Consider the following 20,032-nt stretch of genomic DNA (forward strand, 5'->3'; position numbering starts at 1 on the left):
CCTATGCGACCATCAAAGGCTTTGAAGTCATGCGGGCCCTGAAAAAGGGACAGGCTAAATTCTTCCAGTTCCAGGATGGTATCGTCGGAGAAGTGCGTCTCATTGAAAGACAGTTCGGAATTTATACATTCTAAAAAACCCAGAAATCAGCCTCGCATCAGCTTGTTTCCAACTTTGCAACAGAGCCCTCTGAGGTCTGATCTGCCAGAACCTGACGTGCGCGGATGGCATCTTCCGCAATCTGCGCCTTCAGCTGATCCAGAGAGGTGAACTTCTTTTCCTCGCGCAGCAGGGAATACAGCGTGACGGAAAGCATCTGTCCGTAGAGGTCCTCCTCAAAATCAAACAGATGCACCTCAAGCCTGCTTTCCTGTCCATCATCAATCGTCGGACGACGGCCGATATTTGCAACACCGTTCACCTGCCTGCCGTCCGGCAGGCTGACACGGGAAGCATAGACCCCCCGCGCCGGTTCAAGATGACGCCCGAGAGGAATATTGGCCGTCGGAAAGCCAAGGAGCCGCCCGCGTTTGTCACCATGCTGTACAACGCCGGATATGGCCCAGAAACGTCCGAGTTCTTCCGCAGCCCTTTCCGGATAGCCCCCCTGAAGAAGTCTCCGGATACGGGATGAGGAAAAAGGCCCTTCCGCATCAGCCAGTGCGGCCACCTGCATAAACCCGATGCCTTTCGCTGCCGTAAGATCTGCCAGAACATCCGCATTTCCGGATCGCCTGTGTCCGAAAGCAAAATCATAGCCGCAGGCAACATGCGTCAGGCCCAGTGCGTCATACAGCACCTCACCTGCGAAATCCGCAGCACTCATCCGGGAAAACGCCTCATCAAATCCGATCTGGAACACATACCGGACGCCAAGCCGGGCCAGTGCGGCGTGGCGCTCCTCCGGCAGGGTGAGGCGGAAAGGCGGATCCTGCGGGCGGAACAGCTCACGCGGGTGCGGCTCAAAGGTCACGACAGCAAGCGGCCTGTCCGGCTGCGCGGCCCGCAATGTCTGCACCAGATGCGCATGGCCAAGATGCACACCGTCAAAATTACCGAGAGCCGCTGCGGCACCCCGCGCGTCTGACGGAATTGTCCGCCAGTCCTCAAACAGATGACAGGTCACGTTCACGCGTCCGGCAGACCGCACAGACGCGCCGCCTGCGCCAGATCGGGAGCCACCGGATGACCGGTTCCCGGAACGGTGCCGTCTTCCGGACGCGCAATCTGGCAGGTCTGAAATCCTGCCTCCCGCGCCGCATCCAGCTCGGCCACGACGTCGGAGAAAAAGACGATTTCCTCCGCGGGACATTCCAGCTTTTCCCTGATACGCCTGTAGGAAGCAGGATCTTTCTTTCCGCCGGCCTCAAGATCGATAAAAGCCGAAAAAAGCCCCGTCAGGTCACCATCGGTCGTATGCCTGTAGATCAGCTTCTGCGCCTTCGCCGATCCGGAGGAATAGACCGCCATACCGATCCCCGCCCCCTGCCAGGCTTTCAGAACGCCGGGCACGTCCGGAAAGAGCGTGGCCTCCAGATCACCGGAGGCATAGCCCTCCTCCCACGCCAGTCCCTGCAGCGCCTTGAGCGGAGCAACCTTTGCATCCTGGTCCATCCAGGAAAAAAGCTGCTGCAGCAGCTCCTGATCGGGAAATTCACGCCGGATTTCAGCAAGTGCCGATTTCACGACCGGATCATCGGCCCGGTCATGGATAAGCCCCGGCAGGGCCTTGCGCGCATACGGGAAGAGCACCTTATGAACGAACGAGACAGGCAGCGTCGTGCCTTCAATGTCCAGAAGCGCAAAAGACGGAACTGCAGTCATATCTCAGACAGTCGCACTGACGGTGACAGGAAAACGGGTGGCAATATCGTCGCCGGTATACTCAGCAATCCACCCGGTCGTATCCGTAAAGACGCGCAAGGCCACCACATCCGGTGTTTCGCCCGCATCGAACCAGTGCCTGGTCCCGGCCGGAACCGAAATCAGATCACCGGCCACACATCCGGCATCATAGACACAGCCATCCATATGCAGGACGAAATGGCCGCTGCCATGCACGAAAAACCGGACTTCGTCCTCGGTATGTATGTGCTCGGAAAGAAACTTCTGACGCAGTGCCTCCCGGCCCGGTGTCCGCTCGTTCAGACGGATGACATCCGCGCTGCCGGCTCCGGTCTCTCCCATGAGCCTGTCGAGACTGTCGCGGTAGACCGCGAGAATCTCCTCCTCGGAAGCGTCCTTCGGAGGAACGGCAGGGCCATGCCAGCGCTCGAAGCGCACGCCCTTATCCCCGAGACGCGCGGAAATCAGCGTGGCATCTTCCGTCTCAAGAACCGGCGTTTCCGGAGCGTCATCGCGCCAGATTGTCAGACTGCTCATAGACCGATCTTCCCTGTCTGAGTGTCAGGACCGTATGCTCAGACCCGGGGCGCCTGATCGGTCTGCCGCGCGGATGCCCGCACATCGGCTGTCGCCTCTGCACCCGGCGGAGGAATACGGCCATCCTTCGAGGGCAGCTCGTCATCGGACATCGATTCATCGTCCTGAAGGTTTTTCTTGAACGATTTCAGACCCTTGCCCATATCCCCCATGAGGGAGCTGATCTTGCCGCCGCCGCCGAATACCACGAGGACAACCGCCAGCACGATCAGCCAGTGCCAGATACTCAAGCCACCCATCGTCCGATCCTTTCCTGAACACCCCGCACGTCAGAGACGGGGGGCCGTTTTACGGTATGCCTTCACATGATCGTATGCACGCGATCATGCAAGGGGTTTCAGCCTTTTCATACCACGCGCAAACGGATGAGGGACGTCAGGAGACTCCGTCTCCGGACAGGCCCGGCAGGATGAATCCGTATGTCGGATAGGCCGTACGCCCCATCGTATGAGACGGTTTCCACCAGACGCGCACCCGGCTCCAGTCGTTATTCCGCGAAATATCCATGACCGGCACGCCGTAATCAATCCGGCCCGGACGCCAGTTGGCCTGATTCACCAGAACCGAGCGCGGCCCGCGTAATGCACTGACGACCGAGACATGCCCGTCCGGCAGACGCGAGGTGGAACGGAACACCAGTACGGAGCCCACACGCGGGTGGCGGGAGCGTCCGTAATGCCCCGAAGCCTGTGCCCACCAGGATGCCGCCCTGCCCCGCAGCTTCACGTCCGAGTGTTCCCTGGCCCAGGGTGCACACTGCACGGGTCCGTTCCAGCCTCCCCCGCCACCGCAGGCGGCCAGCAGCAGCACCGGCAGAAAACCGGCAGCGCGGAACAGCTTTCTCACGCTCACCATCCTCCGGAGCGGAAATTCAGAATCATTTCTTCTGCTTCGTCCGGGTCCATGCCAAGCGCCTGACGTGCAATATCCTGGCTGAATCCTGCTCGCGCAAAGGCCGCGAGCGTCCGGGTCTCATCCTGCTCTTTTGCCGCAAATGGCCCGGCCCGGCGTTTACGGGCAAAAATCAGCGCCGCGGCAAGCTCCGTATCGGTGTCCTCCCCGATCCGGACGGCCAGACTGTCCATCGCCTCATCAATCATCTCCGACGCGACACCTCTCTGCGCGAGATGTGCCTGCACGGCCCGGAGTGAGTGTCCGCTGCGTCGCAGGCTGCGGGTGCGCCCCTGTGCAAAGGCCTCATCACTGACGGCATTCAGCCCGGCCATCTCCCGGACGATATCCGGCACCATTCTTTTCAGCCCGGCTGCCTTTTCGCGCAGAGCGTCCTGCTCGTCTTCCGCGGTCCGGACGGAAAGGCGTCTCAGGGCACGATCGATTTTCCGGTCCAGCATCCGCTTCAGTGTCAGTTCCGTTGCCGCAAACCGGGCTAGATAGGCCAAGGCCGCATCCTTCAGGGCGGCGCGGTCGGGCAGCCTGACATGATCGGTGCGGGCCGGGGACGGCATCAGGATTTCCCTGCTGACATCAGAAATCCGGCGCCATCAGAGTTTTCCGGACTCGCGATGTTCATCTGCTCCCTGCCTCCGGAAAATCCCATACGACGCTCATCTCCGCCGGTATTATTCTATTTTCCGGGCAGCCGGATGACAAACCGCGCCCCCAGAATGTCTCCGCCCGGACCGACACGGTTCTCGGCACTGATGGTGCCGCGCAGCGCCTGGATGATCTGCCGGCTGATGGACAGGCCCAGACCGGAATGCTGCCCGAAATTCTCGGTTTCAGGGCGCTCCGAATAGAAGCGGTCGAATATGGACTCGAGCTTTGTCTCGGGAATACCCGGCCCCTGATCCGAGACCGAAATCTCGGTCATCTGCCCGTCATCATGGGCTTCAAGCAGGATCTGCCCGTCCGGGGGGGAGAAAGAGATGGCGTTGCCGATCAGGTTCCGCAGCACCTGCACGAGACGATCCTCAACCGCCAGCACGCAGAGCGGCTGCGCATCCGTATCGTCTGTAACCGCCACAAAAATCTGCGGCTGCCCGGCCTTGCGCGTTGACTGATGAATCTCCGCAAGCAGGCTGAGCAGCGGCCCGACAGCAACCGGGTCCGGATGTGAGCGGGACAGTTCGGCATCCAGGCGGCTTGCATCCGAGATATCGGTAATCAGCCGGTCAAGACGGCGCACGTCCTGACTGATGATGCCCAGAAGCCGCATGTGCTGCCCCGGATCCCTGATGCGCGGGAGAGTCTCGATAGCGGAGCGGATCGATGAGAGCGGATTTTTGATCTCATGTGCCACATCGGCTGCAAACCGTTCGGTTGCATCCATGCGCTGCCACAGAGCCTGCGAGCTGTGCTGAAGCGCCCGGGCCAGAGTACCGATCTCGTCATTGCGTCCGAGCAGGCGGGCCGGCACGGTGCCGCTTCGTCCGGAACTCTCCCGCATGACGCGGGCGGATGCCGTCAGACGCAGCAGCGGCCGGGCAATCGTAAGTGACAGATACCACGACAGCAGCACCGTAATCGCCATGGCGACCAGGAAGAGCGAGAAGATGGAGGAGCGGATTTCGTACAGGGACTGGTCTATCGCCTCCCCGGTCCGGGTGAGCTGGATCACGCCGACGGTCTGCCCGTCATGAATGATCGGCTCCGCAACCGTCACGACCAGCGTGCCTGCGGCGGTTCTGCGAATATAGGGCGGGGTTTCCGGTGCCATATGCGTGCCCGGAAGTGCCGGACGATCATGGAAATCCACGTTCGTCGTATCTTCCCCGAGCAGGAAGGAAAAAAAGCCGTTCAGAGGACCGCGGCCGGATGCAAGCGGGACGGCATCCTGCTGATCCGGAGGCAGGGGCGGGCTGCCCGGAAGACGATGACGGATCTTCTCCTCGCGGCTGTCCGCCACAAGCTGCCCGTCCGGAGCATAAATCCGCGCATCGGCCCCAGGAGAGGGCTCGCTCAGCCGCAGCAGCAGCGGCCGCACCAGAGCCGGCTCAAGAATATAGGTCTGCCGGTCCCTGGGGGCGACCGCACTCTGACCCATCGCGCCTGCATAGATCCTGGCCTGCTCCCGCAGCGCGCCGACCTCTGCCGACAGAAGGCTGTCCCTGAACTGGTTGAGGAACAGAAGCGTGACGGCCAGCACGATCAGTGGCAGCGTGTTGACCATAAGGATGCGGCGCATCAGCGGGGACAGCAGACGCGGAGAGGAGGGGTCCGTCTCGATCCGCGCCCGTTCCGCCCGTTCGCGCATGACGCGCTTCAGCCAGCGCGCCAGCATGCCGCTCATGGGAGAGCGCGGCTCTTCATGTCCGGGAGGAGAAAGGGGGCGGGAGGATTGCGTATCCGGGGGATCTACTTGGTAGTACCGGTCCGGCGGCGGAAGATCGGACAGGACGGTCAGCCTTCCTTGTAGCGGTAGCCGATGCCGTACAGCGTCTCGATCTGGTTGAAGGCGTCGTCAACCTGTCTGAATTTCTTACGGACGCGCTTGATGTGGCTGTCGATGGTCCGGTCATCGACGTAGATATTGTCGCCATAGGCCGCATCAATCAGCTGATCGCGCGATTTCACCATCCCCGGACGCAAGGCCAGCGCCTTAACCAGCAGAAACTCCGTCACGGTCAGCGGCACTTCATTGCCAAGCCACAGACAGCGATGTCTCTGCTCATCCAGGGACAACGACCCGCGGACGAGGGTTGTTGCCGCGCTTTCCCCCGCGGCCTCGGCACGGCTGACCTCATTGCGGCGCAGCAGCGCACGGATGCGTTCCAGCAGAAGGCGCTGGGAAAAGGGTTTGGTGATGTAGTCATCCGCACCGAGGCGCAGCCCCATCAGCTGGTCCACCTCCTCATCCTTGGAGGACAGGAAGATCACCGGCAGATTGGAGCGGACTCGCAGTTTCTGCAGAAGTTCCATGCCGTCCATGCGGGGCATCTTGATATCCAGCACGGCCAGATCCACCGGGCGGCTTGTCAGCCCCTGAAGCGCCTGCTCTCCGTCCGTATAGGTCCGGACCTGATAGCCTTCGGCCTCCAGGGTCATCTGCACCGATGTCAGGATGTTCCGGTCATCATCCACCAGCGCGATGGTCTGTTTCGTTGACTCGCTCAAAGAACCCGTCCTCCCCGGAACTGCCGCCGGTCCGCTGTGTGCCTGTCCGGTCCGCTGCATTATAGCCTCAGACACTTCTGCAGGCTATCCGCGTGAAAATGGACAATATCGGGGCGAAGCTGTGCACAGCGCGCGGCGGAAGGTAATTTTTCCGCTCATTGTGTCTTGTCGCGGCGCGGGCATCTGCCTACTTCATTCACCATGACAAACGATACCGACACCCATCATCCGGAAGCGGCTGCGGATCCGGCCGTTTCTGATGTTTCCGCACATGAGCCGGGAGAAGAGCATGTATCTCCGGACGGAGAAAACAGCAGTGACGATGTCATGAGCGCGGCAAGCGCCCGCATCCGTGAGCTTGAGGCGCAGCTGACCGAGGCGCAGGACAAGTGGATGCGTTCGGAGGCGGAAATGCAGAACCTGCGCACCCGCACGAAGCGCGAGATCGACGATGCGCGTCAGTATGCCGTTCAGAAATTCGCGAAGGACGTCGTGGAGGCGGCAGAAAATCTCCACCGCGCCCTGGACTCCATCCCGAAGGCGCAGGATGGCGAGGACGGGCTGATCACAAAGATGCGTGAGGGCATAGAGAGCACGGAACGCTCCTTCCTCTCCATCCTTGAACGGCATGGCGTGGTCGCACATGATGCCGTCGGCAAGCCGTTCGACGCCAATCTGCATCAGGCCATGGCCGAGCAGCCGAGCGCGGATCACGAGCACGGCACGGTCATGCAGGCCTGGACGCCGGCATGGACCCTGCACGGACGGCTGCTCAAGCCGGCGATGGTTGTCGTCGCCAAAAACGACGCTGCCGGCTGAAAAACCCGGACATTCCCCGGGAAGGCTCTCTTGAAAGGGAGGCTGCCCGGGCCTACATCACTGTCAGAAAGAACGAGGGTCCCCTCCGGTGCTTCGGGCCGGACAGGACCGCTGAGAGGAGTTCATCAGTATGAGTAAAGTTATCGGTATTGACCTCGGCACGACCAACTCCTGCGTCGCGATCCGCGAGGGCAACGAGAACCGTGTTATCGAGAACAGCGAAGGCGCACGCACCACGCCGTCCATGGTCGCATTCACCGAAGGCGGTGAAATGCTGGTCGGACAGGCCGCGAAACGCCAGGCCGTCACCAACCCCGCCAATACGCTCTATGCCGTCAAGCGTCTGATTGGACGTCGTTTTGACGATGCGACCGTCCAGAAGGACAAGGAACTCGTTCCTTACTCCATCGTGAAGGGCGATAACGGGGATGCGTGGGTTGAGGCACGCGACAAGAAATATGCTCCGTCCCAGATTGCCGCCTTCGTGCTCGGCAAGATGAAGGAGACGGCTGAGTCCTATCTTGGTGAGAAGGTCACGCAGGCGGTCATCACGGTTCCGGCCTACTTCAATGATGCCCAGCGTCAGGCCACGAAGGATGCCGGCAAGATCGCGGGGCTTGAGGTTCTGCGTATCATCAACGAGCCGACGGCAGCCGCTCTGGCCTACGGGCTTGAGAAGAAAAGCAGCGGCACGGTTGCGGTCTACGATCTCGGCGGCGGCACGTTCGACGTGTCCGTCCTTGAGATTTCCGATGGCGTGATCGAGGTGAAGTCCACCAACGGTGACACGTTCCTGGGTGGTGAGGACTTCGATAACCGGATCATCGACTTCCTGGCGAGCGAGTTCAAGCGTGAGCAGGGTATTGACCTGAAGGCTGATAAGCTGGCTCTGCAGCGTCTGAAGGAAGCTGCGGAAAAGGCAAAGATCGAGCTTTCCTCTTCCCGCGAGACCGAGATCAACCTGCCGTTCATCACGGCCGATGCCTCTGGCCCCAAGCACCTCGTGGTGAAGCTGACCCGCGCCAAGCTGGAAAGCCTGGTTGAGGATCTGATCTCCCGCACGATGGAACCCTGCAAGGCGGCCCTGAAGGACGCCGGTCTCTCCGCCTCCCAGATCGACGAGGTGATCCTGGTCGGTGGTATGACCCGTATGCCCAAGGTCATCGAGGCGGTGAAGGAGTTCTTCGGCAAGGACCCTGCCCGCAACGTGAACCCGGACGAGGTCGTGGCCATCGGTGCAGCCGTTCAGGGCGCGGTGCTCAAGGGCGACGTCAAGGACGTGCTCCTGCTCGACGTGACGCCGCTTTCTCTGGGTATCGAGACGCTTGGCGGTGTGTTCACCCGTCTGATAGACCGTAACACGACGATCCCGACGAAAAAGAGCCAGACCTTCTCCACGGCAGAGGACAATCAGTCTGCCGTGACCATCAAGGTCTGTCAGGGTGAACGCGAGATGGCTGCTGACAACAAGCTTCTCGGCAATTTCGACCTCACGGGTATCGCTCCGTCGCCGCGCGGCGTTCCTCAGATCGAGGTGACGTTCGACATCGACGCCAACGGTATCGTGTCCGTGTCCGCAAAGGACAAGGCAACCGGCAAGGAGCAGCAGATCCGGATCCAGGCATCCGGCGGTCTGTCCGAGACGGATATCGAGAAGATGGTCCGGGATGCCGAGGCGAATGCTGAAGCCGATAAGGCGAAGCGTGAGCAGGTCGAACTGCGCAACCAGGCGGACTCCCTGATCGGGCAGACCGAGAAGTCCCTGGCTGAGGCCGGAGACAAGGTGCCCGCCGGAGACCGGACGGAAGCCGAGTCCGCAATTGCGGCAGTGAAGTCCGCTCTTGAGGGATCTGACAGCGAGGCTCTCAAGGCCGCGACAGAGCGCCTGACGCAGGCCGCGATGAAGATCGGTGAGGCCGTCTATAAAGCCGGTCAGGAAGGTGAGGCCGCTGGTGCTGCCGGTGCATCTGCCCATCAGGACGACGACGTCGTTGACGCAGACTTCGAGGATGTCAGCGAAAAGAAGTCCTGAAGTTAAGGTCTTTGAAAAGCCGGGCGATCTGCATGGATCGTCCGGCAGCCCGCTGCCTGTCCGGTAATACGGGAAAGGCACCAGAAGAGGCGTCCGTTCATTTCAGGACGGGCGCATTTTCTTTTTTATCTCTTTTGCTGATATGGGGTCGTTTTCTGATGTATCTCCCGGCGGAGACACGGAAAAAGAGCTGCCACCCGAGAGGAATTCATGGTTACCAGGCTTGATTATTACGCCGTTCTGGAAGTCACGCGCGAAGTCTCGCAGGATGATCTGAAAAAAGCGTATCGGAAGCTTGCCATGAAATATCACCCGGATCGTAATCCGGGGGATGCGGTTGCAGAAGAGAAATTCAAGGAAATCAGTGAAGCTTATGACGTCCTGAAGGACGATCAGAAGCGCGCCGCCTATGACCGCTTCGGACATGCCGCGTTCGAGGGCGGCGGAGGACCGGGCGGATTTGACTTTGGCGGCGGGTTCGGCGGCGGCCTGGGTGATATCTTCGAGCAGATGTTCGGCGATATGATGGGCGGCGGCGGACGGGGTGGACGCGGCGGGCGCCAGGCCGGAGCCGATGCACAGACCGGCGTGAGCATCACCCTGACCGAAGCCTTCTCGGGCGTGACGAAGGACGTGACCGTCAAGACCCGTGTGCGCTGCGATGCCTGTGACGGAACAGGTTCGTCAGATAAGGACGCCGGTATCGAGAACTGCCCGAGCTGCCATGGCCAGGGACGCGTCCGGGCGCAGCAGGGATTCTTCGTCGTGGAACGCCCCTGCCCCACCTGTCACGGCCAGGGTAGGATCGTAAAATCACCCTGCAGACTCTGCCATGGTACCGGGACAGTCGAGCGCAACCGCGTTCTGGAAGTGCAGATTCCCGCAGGCGTGGAAGACGGCACGCGCATCCGCCTCAGCGGAGAGGGCGAGGCCGGAAGGAACGGTGCTCCTGCGGGAGACCTGTATGTTCACATCTCCGTTGAACAGAACGACCTGTTCCAGCGGGAGGGATCAAATGTCTACTGCCGCGTGCCCCTGCGCATGACCCAGGCGGCACTGGGCACCGAGATCGAGGTACCCGTAATTGACGGAACACGGGCCAGAGTGAAAATTCCGGCCGGAACACAGAGTGGTGAGCATTTCCGCTTGAAAGGAAAAGGATTTTCCGTTCTGCGCTCCTCCTCACGCGGCGATATGTATATCCAGGTGACCGTGGAAACACCTCAGAAGCTTACGAAACATCAGCGTGAACTTCTGGAGGAATTTGAAAAGGAAGCCGGGGAGCATACGGCCGGAAGCCCGGAACATACGGGTTTCTTCAGCCGGGTTAAGGATTTTTTCGAAGGAAAAGGCTGACTTTCCAGCAGGATTAAAACCGGATTCCCGCATATTTTCAGGGTCTGCATCCGCATCCTGCTCAGGCAGATGCAATGCGAGCCTTTGTTTTTCCGATATGTCTGACATATGCGGGCCACATTCCGGGAGGACAACAGACTCTGTCGAAACCCACTCAGAGGATGAAGATGTCCCGGACCCGCTTTTACTCGGCCGCTTTCCTGTCCCTGTTCTGCCTGGCACCCGCTGCATATGCTGCAGGGTGCACGCAAAGCGGAACCGGCGCCCTAGGACGTCTCGCGAGTAAGGAAGACTGCCTCAACCAGAAGGCACTCAACTGGCAGCAGAAATCTGCAGAGAACCAGGCCGCACGTCAGCAGAAACTGAACGAGACACGCGACAAGTATCTCAACGCACCGGAGCGCGAACGCGAGAAGCTGCAGAGCAAAATCCAGAGCCAGCAGGACAAGCTCAACGCAACCCGCGAGAAATACGCAAATGCGCCGGAGCGCGAACGCGAGAAGCTGCAGAGCAAAATCCAGAGCCAGCAGGATAAGCTCAACGCCGCGCGCTCAGGACAGGAGCAGCGCATCCAGAACATGCGCAACTCTGCTGCCCAGGACAGGGCACAGGCCAGCGAGCTCCGTGCGAAGACACGAAGCGACCTCAGCAACCTGACCGGTGGCATGCTCAACCGGTAAGCCGGGCTGACGGGCCGGACCATAAGGGAGGCGCGGATGTTGCCGCCCCGCCTCCCGCTGGTTTAAATCCGGCACATGAATTCCACCTCCTCCGACACCGAAGATCTTCCTGTCCGCACGGTTCTGCCGCGCCTGAATGATATTCTCGCCACTCCCGGCCGGAACGTCGTCCTTGTCGCCCCGCCCGGCGCGGGCAAGACCACTCTGGTCCCGCTCGCCCTTCTGGATGCAGACTGGCGACCGGAAAAGGGCCGGATCGTCATGCTTGAACCCCGGCGACTGGCAGCACGGGCAGCCGCACAGAGGATGGCTTCCCTGATCGGAGAGCAGGCGGGCGGCAGGGTCGGCTTCCGCACCCGGATCGAATCCGCAACATCCGATGCGACGCGTGTGGAGGTAGTGACAGAGGGACTGTTCCTCAGGCGCCTTCTGTCAGATCCCATGCTGGAAGACACGGTCTGCGTCCTGTTTGACGAAATTCACGAACGCTCTCTTGATGCCGATCTGGCCCTGGCTCTCACGCTTGATCTCCAGCGCTCCCTCCGGCCGGATCTGCGCCTGATCGCCATGTCCGCCACCGCAGATACCGAACGGCTGATATCCCTGACGGGCGCAGAACTTCTGGAAAGCCAAGGCAGACAATATCCCGTCACGATTTCCCACGCGAAGCGCGATCTCGCGCATGTGCGTGAGCTTGCACCCGCTGTCGTTGCCGCCGTCATCAGCGCGCTTGCCGAGGGAGAGGGGGATATTCTCGTCTTTCTTCCGGGAACGGGCGAAATCCGCCGTGTCATGCAGGATCTTTCCGGACGCGTGAATGCGGATATCCTTCCCCTGCATGGCGATCTGCCACCGGCTGAACAGGCCCTCGTGCTTTCTCCGCACCCGGACGGACGCCGCAGGGTCATTCTCTCGACCTCCATCGCAGAGACCTCCCTCACCGTGCCGGGCGTACGCATCGTGATTGATGGCGGCTTCCGGCGCGCGCCGCGCTTTGATCCCGGCGCGGGTCTGGCCCGGCTGGAAACCATGCGTATTTCCCGCGCCGCCGCCACACAGCGTTCCGGGCGCGCAGGTCGTGAGGCTCCCGGCCGGTCCGTCCGCCTCTGGACGGAGGCGGCTCAGCGCGGGCTTTCCGCTCATGACCGGCCGGAAATTCTTGATGCCGATCTGTCTGATTTCGTGCTGGCCACCGCCATCTGGCAGGACATGATGGGCGGAGAGGGCGAGATCTCTCTCGCTCTTGCCGATCCGCCACCGAACGGTGCCGTAACTGCAGCCAGGGAGCTGCTGGTAATGCTCGGGGCTCTGGATAAGACCGGAAAGCCGACGCGGACCGGACACGAGATGGCAGCTCTCGGGACGCATCCCCGCCTGGCCGCGATGATGCACGCGGCCCGCACCCCGGAAGAGCGTGCTCTGGCCGCCGATCTTGCGGCTCTGCTTGAGGAAAGAGACCCTTTGCGGCCACGTCCGTCCGGCGGCAGAATTCCGCAGGTTCCGCCTGCCGATATCGGATTGCGTCTTGATCTGATTGCCGGGGGGGATCACCCCGATGCCGATCGCGGAGCCGTCGCACGGATCAGGCAGGCTGCGCGACAGTTCCGTCGCAGAATGCGTGTCTCCGCAGACACGCGCGCCTCCGGCGATGCCGCCGCCCTGATCGCCGCCGGTTTTCCTGATCGCCTGGCGCAGGGTCGCGGAGAGCCGGGGTCCTATCGTCTTGCCGGTGGCGGCTCCGCCAGAATCGCGCGTGACGATCGCCTGAGCGAGCACCGGCTTCTGGCTGTGGCGGCCCTGTTCCTGCGTAAGGCCGCCGAAATCCGGCTCGCCGCTCCGCTCAGCGCGGACGCCCTGCCTGAAACCCTGCTTGCCCGCGCCACGGAGCAGACGGAAACAGCGCTTGATCCCGTGACCGGCTCCGTCATCGCCCGCAGACGGCTGAGACTGGGCAGCCTCGTATTGCGCGACAGATCAGAAACCGTTGCACCGGAGGATGCCGCCGGACTACTGGCTGCTCAGGCCGCGCAGAATCCCGAAGCGGCCCTGACATGGACCGATATGGCCCGGCAGCTGCAGGCCCGCGTCACCATTGCCCGAGATGTTCTGGGATATGATGATCTGCCGGACCTCAGTGATGCCACCCTTAAAGAGACGGTCGGGACATGGCTCGCCCCCTGGCTTGCCGGTGTGACGCGATTTGCCGCGCTGAAAGACCTGGACGTGGTCGCTATGCTGAACGCCAGCCTCGATCATGCCGCCCGGAAGCGGCTGGATGCCGATCTGCCGCCGGTTCTGAAGCTCCGGGATGGCTCGGCACCTGTGGATTATCTCGAGCCCGTTCCCGTCGCCCGGGCCAGAGCCCAGGTGTTCTATGGCACGACACGGACACCACAGCTTGCGGGGGGACGCGTGCCGCTGCGCATCGCCCTGCTCTCCCCTGCCGGACGCCCCCAGGCCATCACAGCCGATCTCGCCGGGTTCTGGACAACCGGCTGGCCGGACATGCGCCGGGATATGAGAGGACGGTATCCGCGCCATGACTGGCCGGAAAATCCGGCAGAAATCCCGCCTCCGATGCGATAAAACCGCCCATGACCGTTGCGCTGACCGATATTTCGGACGACAAGGGACAGGATGATCAGGCAGGACCGCTCCTTTCCGGCGATATGTATCTGTACGGCTGCGGGCCTGCTACTGTGGCAGGAAGCCCGGGCTGACACCGTCATATCCCCCACCGTCACCGCTACACCGGTTCCGGTGCCGCAATCCTCCGTTCCGGTGGTGAGCGGTATGCCGCTCACCTTCGCTCCGCTCGTAAAGCAGGTGGTCCCGGCCGTTGTGAATATTGCCGTCACACGGGATGTCGATCCGCGGACACGCCGCAGACTTCACGTGCTGCCGGACGTCAGGGGCACGCCGCTGGAAAAGAAATTCCGGGAGCGGATGCGCCGCCACGGTGAGGAAATGCTCGGCGCCGGCTCCGGCTTTATCGTCGATCCCCAAGGGTATATCGTCACCAACACCCACGTCGTGGGCGATGCCAGCAACATCTCTGTCTCCTTCACGAACGGACGCGAACTGCCCGCACAGCTGATCGGCAGCGACGATCTGACGGATATCGCCCTTATCAAGGTTGAATCCCCCTCCCCGCTGCCCTCCATCCGCTGGGGAGACAGCCGGAAAATTCAGGTCGGTGACTGGATTCTGGCGGCCGGAAACCCCTTCGGCCTGGGATCCTCCGTCACCGCAGGGATCGTTTCGGCCCGCGGGCGCGATATCGGTGTCGGACCGTTCGACGATTTTCTCCAGCTCGACGCCCCGATCAATCCGGGAAACTCAGGCGGACCGACCTTCAATATGAACGGAGAGGTCGTGGCGCTGAACACGGCCATCGTCTCTCCCACAGGCGGCTCCGTCGGAATAGGCTTCTCCATCCCGGCTGAAATCGTGCAGCCGGTGGTGGAGGTCCTGCGTCGCGACGGACATATCGATCGCGGCTGGCTGGGCGTGACGCTGGAAGACGTTCCCGGCCAGGACGGCGGTCGCGTCGTCGGTGTCGATAAAGGCGGGCCGGCGCAGAAGGCCGGGCTGAAAACGGGTGATCTCGTCATCTCCTTTGCCGGAGAGCACATCATCAGCGCCCGCAGTCTGATCCGCGCCGTTGCCGCCACCCGCGCCGGAGCGGAAAAAACGATCGGCGTCCGCCGCAGGAGCGGACTGGTCGAGATGCACGTGACCGTCGGTCTGCGCCCGGTTGATGATGATGCAGGAGATGATGACGGCCAGTAAGGCCGCAAACTGCGGGAGTGTCGCTTCTTCCGGCGATCTGATATGAGAGACCGGAGACCGATTTTCAGGGGCAGATCCTTACGATGACGACAGCGACCGGCACCGGCAGCAGAGGAGGGCTTTCACGCCCTCAGATCGAACTTCTGACCGGGTTTGTCACGCTGATCGTCCTCGCCGTGCTGCTGGGATTTGCCATTGTCGGCACCGGATACAAGCACACACCCGGCTACACCCTGCACGCCGAATTCGGACATATCGACGGACTTGACGCCGGATCGGACGTGCGTCTTGCCGGGATCACCATAGGCCACGTCCTCAGTGAGCGTGTGGACCCGAAAACCTTCAAGGCACATGTGGAGTTTTCCATTCGCCCGGACGTGAAACTGCCGACGGACTCCGCTGCGGTCATCACCAGCGACAGCCTTCTGGGCGGGAAATATATCGCCCTCAGCCCGGGAGCCGATGACAAAATGCTTGAACCCGGCGGCAAACTCATGATCACGCAGGGATCCGTCAGCCTCGAGCAGCTCCTGAGCAAATTCATCTTCTCCGTCACGGATTCCCTGATGAAAAACAACAAGGCATCCGATCCGAAAGCGCCTGACGGAGACTTGAAGTGAGCCTCATCTGGCCCGGACAGAACGGAGAACCGGTCAGCTGCACGGAAAAGCTCCGGCTTCTGGAGGAGAACTGGCAGGAGCTGAGCACGGTCATGCGCGATACCTACGATGATGCGGTGCTGATGGGGGTCGATCCCGCACGGATGCAGGATATGCTCACCGGGCTTGTCCGGGACCTTTCCCGAACGACGCACACTGCATCGTGATGCCTGACAGATTCCGTCTCGCGGCTGCAGCATTTCTGACGGCTGCCGGTCTGGTCGTCACCGGTCTGGCTGCCACCGGCCCGGTCGGCAGCGCACACGCAGCCCAGCCCCTCGCTCCGCCCGCGATCTATCCGCCCGATACCTGGCAGGGACAGACCGTCGCGGTGCTGCGGATTCTTGATCGTCTGAATGCACACACGGATGTCATCACGGTCAGGGCCGGACAGCCCGAAACATACCGGACCATGCAGATCACGGTTCCGCACTGCCTCAGCCGTCCGGAAACCCTTGCTGCGGATGCCGCTGCCTGGCTCGATATCGACGATGCACAGAACAAAACATCCTTCCACGGATGGATGATCACCTCCATGCCATCGCTCGGCGTCTATGAAAGTCCGCTGTTCGATATTCGACTGATCCGCTGTGAGGGTGATAAGACAGATCCCACACCGCCGCCCCTGGCAGCTCCGGCCGTTCCGCCCATGCCGGGACAGGCCAGAGGCGGCATCAGTACGGGAGGAAGCCCTGCAGACAACAGCGCTGCAGACGACAGCACCGCCGGTAGCGATACGACATCCGGATCGCCCGACACCGCACCTCCCTCTCCCGATCAGGACGGTTCGTCCCGGATACCGGACGTGCAGCCCCCGCCCTGACGACCCGATGCCGGCCTCCGCCGGTATCCTTTCCGAATGACGGGCACCGGCGTCCGTCCATCAGCGAAGGAAGGTCAGACCTATGTCCCAGTCCGCTCAGGCCGGTCACGGTACCGGCATGTCCCGCATCCCTCCCCTTGAGAAAATGGCACTGCTGCTGGATTTCGACGGCACGCTGGTCGATATCGCGCCCTCCCCGGACGCCGTCATCGTTCCCGAAGGACTGAAGGAGACCCTGCTGCGTCTGCGTGATGCCTGCGGTGAGGCCCTTGCGATCATCACCGGACGCCCCATCGCTCAGATCGATCATTTCCTCCCGGACGTTCCCTTCGCCATCGCCGGCGAGCACGGTGCCGTCGTCCGGCGCAGGCCCGGCGGTCCGGCCGAACACGCCGCCCTGCCCGCTGTCCCTCCGGAATGGATCGCGGCCGCACGTGATCTGGCGCAGGCCTGGCCCGGCGTGCACGTGGAACATAAGACAGACGGGTTCGTCCTGCATTTCCGTGCAGCGCCCGAAGCCGGACAGGCACTGCACGATGCAGCCGCCTCATGGATCGCATCGCATGAAACCGGGGAGCATTTCCGCCTGCTGGAATCGAAGATGGCATGGGAAATCCGGCCGGCCGGGATCGACAAGGGACAGGCCGTCCGGCTTCTCATGGAAACCTGGCCTTTTACCGGACGTATTCCTGTCTTCATCGGCGATGACAGAACGGATGAGGACGCAATACGGGAGGTCGAGGCAATGGGGGGAGCAGGGCTGCGTATCCCCGCCGATTTTCCCACACCGTCCGCATTCAGGAACTGGCTGAAGGAACTGAACTAGCGGAGGCGGTATTATGGAACGGCTTGTCATCGTCTCAAACAGGGTTCCGGACCCGACAGAACTGCAGCAGCCCGCAGGCGGTCTTGCCGTCGCGCTGGCAGATGCTCTCAGAATGGAAAAATCCAGCCTGTGGTTCGGGTGGTCCGGTCAGATATCGGAACAGCAGAACGGAGACGGCCTCCACAGCGTGACCGCGGATCGCACGACCTATGTCACGACTGATCTCACACGCGCGCAGCATCGCGGATATTACCAGCGCTACTCTAACGGAATCGTCTGGCCGCTGTTTCACTACCGCGCCGGACTGATGGATTACAGCCGCACCGACTGGGAAGCCTATCGGGCCGTCAACCGGATGTTCGCTGAAAAACTGATGCCCCTTCTGCGCCCGGGAGATACGATCTGGGTCCAGGATTATCATCTGTTCCTGCTTGCACAGGAACTGCGGGCGCTGGGCGCGACCTGCCCGATCGGCTTTTTCCTGCACATCCCGTTTCCGCCCTGGAGCCTGTTCCGTGCCCTGCCCTTCGCCACCGATGTGCTCAAGGCCATGGCGTCCTACGATCAGATCGGACTGCAGACCCGGGAAGACGCCTATAATCTCAACGAATGTTTCCGGATCACGAGAATCGAGGCGTCCGGGCGCGCCTTTCCGATCGGCATCGATCCTGTCAGCTTCGCAGAGGAAGCCATCACATCGGCGGAAAGCCCTGAAGCACGCAGGCTCCAGGCCAGTCTGCGCGGAAAGCCGCTCATTATAGGCGTGGACAGGCTGGATTATTCCAAGGGTCTGGAGGAGCGCTTTCTCGGCTACCAGCAGCTGCTGCGCCGCTTCCCTGAACATCGCGGCAACGTGACCTATCTGCAGATCACCCCGGTCTCGCGCGGAGAGGTGGAGGAATACCGCCTTCTCCGGCGCAAGCTCGATGAGGTGATCGGACGCATCAACGGCACGTTCTCCAATGTGGACTGGACCCCGATTCGGTATCTGACCCATCCGATTCCCCGCCCGCTCCTTGCCGGGTTCTATCGCCTGGCCGATATCGCGCTCGTCACTCCCTTGCGCGACGGAATGAATCTCGTGGCCAAGGAGTTCATCGCCGCCCAGGATGAGGCCGATCCCGGCGTGCTCGTCCTGTCGGACATGGCCGGTGCCGCGCCGGAACTGCCGGAAGCCCTGCTGGTCAACCCCCATGATCCGGACGATACGGCAGACGCGCTGCACAGAGCGCTGAAAATGCCCGAAGACGAGCGTCGTGCACGGTGGAAGATGCTCGACAACGTCGTCAGAACCACAACGGCGGGAAGCTGGGCCCGGGACTTCCTGGCCGCCCTGCGCGGGCAGACGGAGCCACGGATGTGAGCCGTCGCATCTTTTCCCGCAGACAGAATACAGAGACGCTCAGCGCCGGCCTGATCCTCTTATACTGCAGCGTCTTTGCCCTTGGCCTTGCCTGGCTGACGGAAAATATCCTTCAGATCGTCCCCTGCGAGCTCTGCCTTGTGGAACGATGGCCCTGGAGGGTCGCAGCCGTCGCGGGCCTTCTGGCCCTGCTCTTCAGGGGCCACGCGGGCAGAGGTATGATTATGATCGGCGTGCTGGCCATGATCCCGGCCATGGGCCTTGCCATCCTGCATACCGGTGTTGAGGCCGGGTTCTGGCCCAGCCCGTTTCCATCCTGTCGCGCCCCGGTCCTGCCATCGGGGAATATGGCTGATTTCATACATCATCTGCCATCACACCCGTCGAAGCCCTGCGATGCACCGACCTATCTGATTGACGGACTGCCTGTTTCCATGACGGCCATGGGTGGTATTGCTGCGGCTCTGACGGCCGGTCTGACGGTTATGGCCGCAGGTTTTTTCCGGCCCCATGGCAGATCCGCATAACCGGACACCGGGGTTACAATAAATTAAAATAAGAGTATTTAACTTAATATAAATAATTTACATACATAATAAATATTCATGATAATCGGCCATACAAGATCAGATTTATGATATGATTATTTCTATAATCAAATTTATTACCTTATTTTTATTGTTTTTTTGCCATTTTCATCTTTTGCAATCTGCGGGCAGATTGCCGGAACCACCCCTGCAACTGTCACATTCACCTTCTCTTCCGCAAGCATCGTTGTGCCCACAACAACGCCTGTCGGTACGGTTATTGCCACAAGTCCTTCAGCTCGGTCGGTCCCCTACAACGGTAACAATAACGTCGTCTGCGATGCATCATTCTTCTCTTCCACCACCTATCAGACCGGAAATTTTAATCTGATGGGGGCTGCCCCGTCCTCCGGTACAATCTTTCCCACTTCGGTATCCGGAGTAGGCTACCGGATAGTGCGGGCCTCGACCTCCGTGATCATGCAACCTTATCCGCAGGAGACTATGACATCCCCTTCCGGATACAGCTCAATTAACTATAATTCTGCTTTCACTCTGTATATTTATACCAACCGTTTCTTGATCAGACTCACGGGGTACCCATTGGGCTAAAAATGTGATTCACAGGATGCTGATCAT

The 20,032-nt window shown here is 61.2% G+C and carries 22 protein-coding genes and 1 pseudogene; 14 read left to right on the forward strand and 9 right to left on the reverse strand.

Annotated elements, in window-relative coordinates; all coding sequences use genetic code 11:
• Positions 1-134: pseudogene (locus tag LOC54_RS06815) on the forward strand (IS6 family transposase); the annotation flags it as partial.
• A gap of 23 nt (positions 135-157) precedes the next feature.
• Here LOC54_RS06815 and LOC54_RS06820 read toward each other — a convergent pair.
• From LOC54_RS06820 to LOC54_RS06855, 8 genes are all read right to left on the reverse strand, one after another.
• Complete coding sequence (locus LOC54_RS06820) at positions 158-1,126, reverse strand: bifunctional riboflavin kinase/FAD synthetase (protein ID WP_279313073.1); 969 nt, start codon at positions 1,124-1,126, stop codon at positions 158-160.
• A 2-nt stretch (positions 1,127-1,128) separates the two neighbouring features.
• Positions 1,129-1,824 carry an acireductone synthase gene (gene mtnC / locus LOC54_RS06825; protein ID WP_279313074.1) on the reverse strand — a complete coding sequence of 232 codons (696 nt, stop codon included), beginning with the start codon at positions 1,822-1,824 and terminating at the stop codon, positions 1,129-1,131.
• 3 nt (positions 1,825-1,827) lie between these two features.
• Positions 1,828-2,382 carry an acireductone dioxygenase gene (locus LOC54_RS06830; protein WP_279313075.1) on the reverse strand — a complete coding sequence of 185 codons (555 nt, stop codon included), beginning with the start codon at positions 2,380-2,382 and terminating at the stop codon, positions 1,828-1,830.
• Between the two features lie 38 nt (positions 2,383-2,420).
• On the reverse strand, positions 2,421-2,681 hold the full coding sequence (locus LOC54_RS06835; protein ID WP_279313076.1) for a twin-arginine translocase TatA/TatE family subunit: 261 nt from the start codon (positions 2,679-2,681) through the stop codon (positions 2,421-2,423).
• 136 nt (positions 2,682-2,817) lie between these two features.
• Positions 2,818-3,297 (reverse strand): CHAP domain-containing protein, encoded by a 480-nt coding sequence (locus LOC54_RS06840; protein WP_408740311.1) that lies wholly within the window; start codon positions 3,295-3,297, stop codon positions 2,818-2,820.
• On the reverse strand, positions 3,291-3,908 hold the full coding sequence (locus LOC54_RS06845; protein ID WP_279313078.1) for a regulatory protein RecX: 618 nt from the start codon (positions 3,906-3,908) through the stop codon (positions 3,291-3,293). The genes LOC54_RS06840 and LOC54_RS06845 overlap by 7 nt, the downstream gene beginning before the upstream one ends.
• Before the next feature lie 119 nt (positions 3,909-4,027).
• Positions 4,028-5,656, reverse strand: coding sequence for an ATP-binding protein (locus LOC54_RS06850; protein WP_279313093.1), 1,629 nt, complete (start codon positions 5,654-5,656; stop codon positions 4,028-4,030).
• A gap of 146 nt (positions 5,657-5,802) precedes the next feature.
• Positions 5,803-6,516 carry a response regulator transcription factor gene (locus LOC54_RS06855; RefSeq protein ID WP_279313079.1) on the reverse strand — a complete coding sequence of 238 codons (714 nt, stop codon included), beginning with the start codon at positions 6,514-6,516 and terminating at the stop codon, positions 5,803-5,805.
• A 201-nt stretch (positions 6,517-6,717) separates the two neighbouring features.
• Here LOC54_RS06855 and LOC54_RS06860 point away from each other — a divergent pair, with 201 nt between their 5' ends.
• The 12 genes from LOC54_RS06860 (at position 6,718) to LOC54_RS06915 (ending at position 19,393) form a co-directional block, all read left to right on the forward strand.
• Positions 6,718-7,335: a nucleotide exchange factor GrpE gene (locus tag LOC54_RS06860; RefSeq protein WP_279313080.1), complete on the forward strand. Its 618-nt coding sequence runs from the start codon at positions 6,718-6,720 to the stop codon at positions 7,333-7,335.
• A 130-nt stretch (positions 7,336-7,465) separates the two neighbouring features.
• Positions 7,466-9,367 (forward strand): molecular chaperone DnaK, encoded by a 1,902-nt coding sequence (gene dnaK / locus LOC54_RS06865; protein WP_279313081.1) that lies wholly within the window; start codon positions 7,466-7,468, stop codon positions 9,365-9,367.
• A 210-nt stretch (positions 9,368-9,577) separates the two neighbouring features.
• Positions 9,578-10,723, forward strand: coding sequence for a molecular chaperone DnaJ (dnaJ, locus tag LOC54_RS06870; protein ID WP_279313082.1), 1,146 nt, complete (start codon positions 9,578-9,580; stop codon positions 10,721-10,723).
• A gap of 167 nt (positions 10,724-10,890) precedes the next feature.
• Positions 10,891-11,403 carry a hypothetical protein gene (locus LOC54_RS06875; RefSeq protein ID WP_279313083.1) on the forward strand — a complete coding sequence of 171 codons (513 nt, stop codon included), beginning with the start codon at positions 10,891-10,893 and terminating at the stop codon, positions 11,401-11,403.
• A gap of 75 nt (positions 11,404-11,478) precedes the next feature.
• Positions 11,479-13,989, forward strand: a complete 2,511-nt coding sequence (hrpB, locus tag LOC54_RS06880) for an ATP-dependent helicase HrpB (RefSeq protein ID WP_279313084.1) — start codon at positions 11,479-11,481, stop codon at positions 13,987-13,989.
• Positions 13,990-14,040: 51 nt separating this feature from the next.
• On the forward strand, positions 14,041-15,195 hold the full coding sequence (locus tag LOC54_RS06885; RefSeq protein ID WP_279313085.1) for a S1C family serine protease: 1,155 nt from the start codon (positions 14,041-14,043) through the stop codon (positions 15,193-15,195).
• A gap of 83 nt (positions 15,196-15,278) precedes the next feature.
• Positions 15,279-15,815, forward strand: coding sequence for an outer membrane lipid asymmetry maintenance protein MlaD (gene mlaD, locus LOC54_RS06890; RefSeq protein ID WP_279313086.1), 537 nt, complete (start codon positions 15,279-15,281; stop codon positions 15,813-15,815).
• Complete coding sequence (locus LOC54_RS06895) at positions 15,812-16,021, forward strand: hypothetical protein (protein ID WP_279313087.1); 210 nt, start codon at positions 15,812-15,814, stop codon at positions 16,019-16,021. Before mlaD ends, LOC54_RS06895 begins: the two co-directional genes overlap by 4 nt.
• Positions 16,021-16,677: a DUF2155 domain-containing protein gene (locus tag LOC54_RS06900; protein ID WP_279313088.1), complete on the forward strand. Its 657-nt coding sequence runs from the start codon at positions 16,021-16,023 to the stop codon at positions 16,675-16,677. The genes LOC54_RS06895 and LOC54_RS06900 overlap by 1 nt, the downstream gene beginning before the upstream one ends.
• 82 nt (positions 16,678-16,759) lie before the next feature.
• The gene (gene otsB, locus LOC54_RS06905; protein WP_279313089.1) at positions 16,760-17,503 is read left to right on the forward strand and encodes a trehalose-phosphatase; all 744 of its coding nucleotides are present in this window, start codon (positions 16,760-16,762) and stop codon (positions 17,501-17,503) included.
• Positions 17,504-17,516: 13 nt separating this feature from the next.
• Complete coding sequence (locus LOC54_RS06910; RefSeq protein ID WP_279313090.1) at positions 17,517-18,866, forward strand: trehalose-6-phosphate synthase; 1,350 nt, start codon at positions 17,517-17,519, stop codon at positions 18,864-18,866.
• Positions 18,863-19,393 (forward strand): disulfide bond formation protein B, encoded by a 531-nt coding sequence (locus tag LOC54_RS06915; RefSeq protein WP_279313091.1) that lies wholly within the window; start codon positions 18,863-18,865, stop codon positions 19,391-19,393. The genes LOC54_RS06910 and LOC54_RS06915 overlap by 4 nt, the downstream gene beginning before the upstream one ends.
• A gap of 137 nt (positions 19,394-19,530) precedes the next feature.
• Here the strand turns inward: LOC54_RS06915 and LOC54_RS06920 are convergent, their stop codons facing one another.
• The gene (locus LOC54_RS06920) at positions 19,531-19,680 is read right to left on the reverse strand and encodes a hypothetical protein (RefSeq protein ID WP_279313092.1); all 150 of its coding nucleotides are present in this window, start codon (positions 19,678-19,680) and stop codon (positions 19,531-19,533) included.
• On the opposite strand from LOC54_RS06920, the gene LOC54_RS12355 reads away from it, so the two are divergent.
• Positions 19,643-20,005, forward strand: coding sequence for a hypothetical protein (locus tag LOC54_RS12355; RefSeq protein WP_408740312.1), 363 nt, complete (start codon positions 19,643-19,645; stop codon positions 20,003-20,005). The two genes, LOC54_RS06920 and LOC54_RS12355, sit on opposite strands and share 38 nt — an antisense overlap.
• The last annotated feature ends 27 nt before the right edge of the window (positions 20,006-20,032 follow it).

Origin of the sequence: Acetobacter sp. AN02 (genome assembly GCF_029759835.1) — a bacterium.
Taxonomy (GTDB): domain Bacteria; phylum Pseudomonadota; class Alphaproteobacteria; order Acetobacterales; family Acetobacteraceae; genus Acetobacter.

Coding starts and splice junctions, on each gene's coding strand:
- dnaJ (WP_279313082.1), top strand. CDS start 9,578: ATGGTTACCAGGCTTGATTATTACGCCGTTCTGGAAGTCACGCGCGAA.
- LOC54_RS06845 (WP_279313078.1), bottom strand. CDS start 3,908: ATGCCGTCCCCGGCCCGCACCGATCATGTCAGGCTGCCCGACCGCGCC.
- LOC54_RS06840 (WP_408740311.1), bottom strand. CDS start 3,297: ATGGTGAGCGTGAGAAAGCTGTTCCGCGCTGCCGGTTTTCTGCCGGTG.
- LOC54_RS06850 (WP_279313093.1), bottom strand. CDS start 5,656: ATGCGCGAACGGGCGGAACGGGCGCGGATCGAGACGGACCCCTCCTCT.
- mtnC (WP_279313074.1), bottom strand. CDS start 1,824: ATGACTGCAGTTCCGTCTTTTGCGCTTCTGGACATTGAAGGCACGACG.
- LOC54_RS06900 (WP_279313088.1), top strand. CDS start 16,021: ATGCCTGACAGATTCCGTCTCGCGGCTGCAGCATTTCTGACGGCTGCC.
- LOC54_RS06910 (WP_279313090.1), top strand. CDS start 17,517: ATGGAACGGCTTGTCATCGTCTCAAACAGGGTTCCGGACCCGACAGAA.
- dnaK (WP_279313081.1), top strand. CDS start 7,466: ATGAGTAAAGTTATCGGTATTGACCTCGGCACGACCAACTCCTGCGTC.
- otsB (WP_279313089.1), top strand. CDS start 16,760: ATGTCCCAGTCCGCTCAGGCCGGTCACGGTACCGGCATGTCCCGCATC.
- LOC54_RS06860 (WP_279313080.1), top strand. CDS start 6,718: ATGACAAACGATACCGACACCCATCATCCGGAAGCGGCTGCGGATCCG.
- LOC54_RS06835 (WP_279313076.1), bottom strand. CDS start 2,681: ATGGGTGGCTTGAGTATCTGGCACTGGCTGATCGTGCTGGCGGTTGTC.
- LOC54_RS06875 (WP_279313083.1), top strand. CDS start 10,891: ATGTCCCGGACCCGCTTTTACTCGGCCGCTTTCCTGTCCCTGTTCTGC.
- mlaD (WP_279313086.1), top strand. CDS start 15,279: ATGACGACAGCGACCGGCACCGGCAGCAGAGGAGGGCTTTCACGCCCT.
- hrpB (WP_279313084.1), top strand. CDS start 11,479: ATGAATTCCACCTCCTCCGACACCGAAGATCTTCCTGTCCGCACGGTT.
- LOC54_RS06885 (WP_279313085.1), top strand. CDS start 14,041: ATGATCAGGCAGGACCGCTCCTTTCCGGCGATATGTATCTGTACGGCT.
- LOC54_RS06830 (WP_279313075.1), bottom strand. CDS start 2,382: ATGAGCAGTCTGACAATCTGGCGCGATGACGCTCCGGAAACGCCGGTT.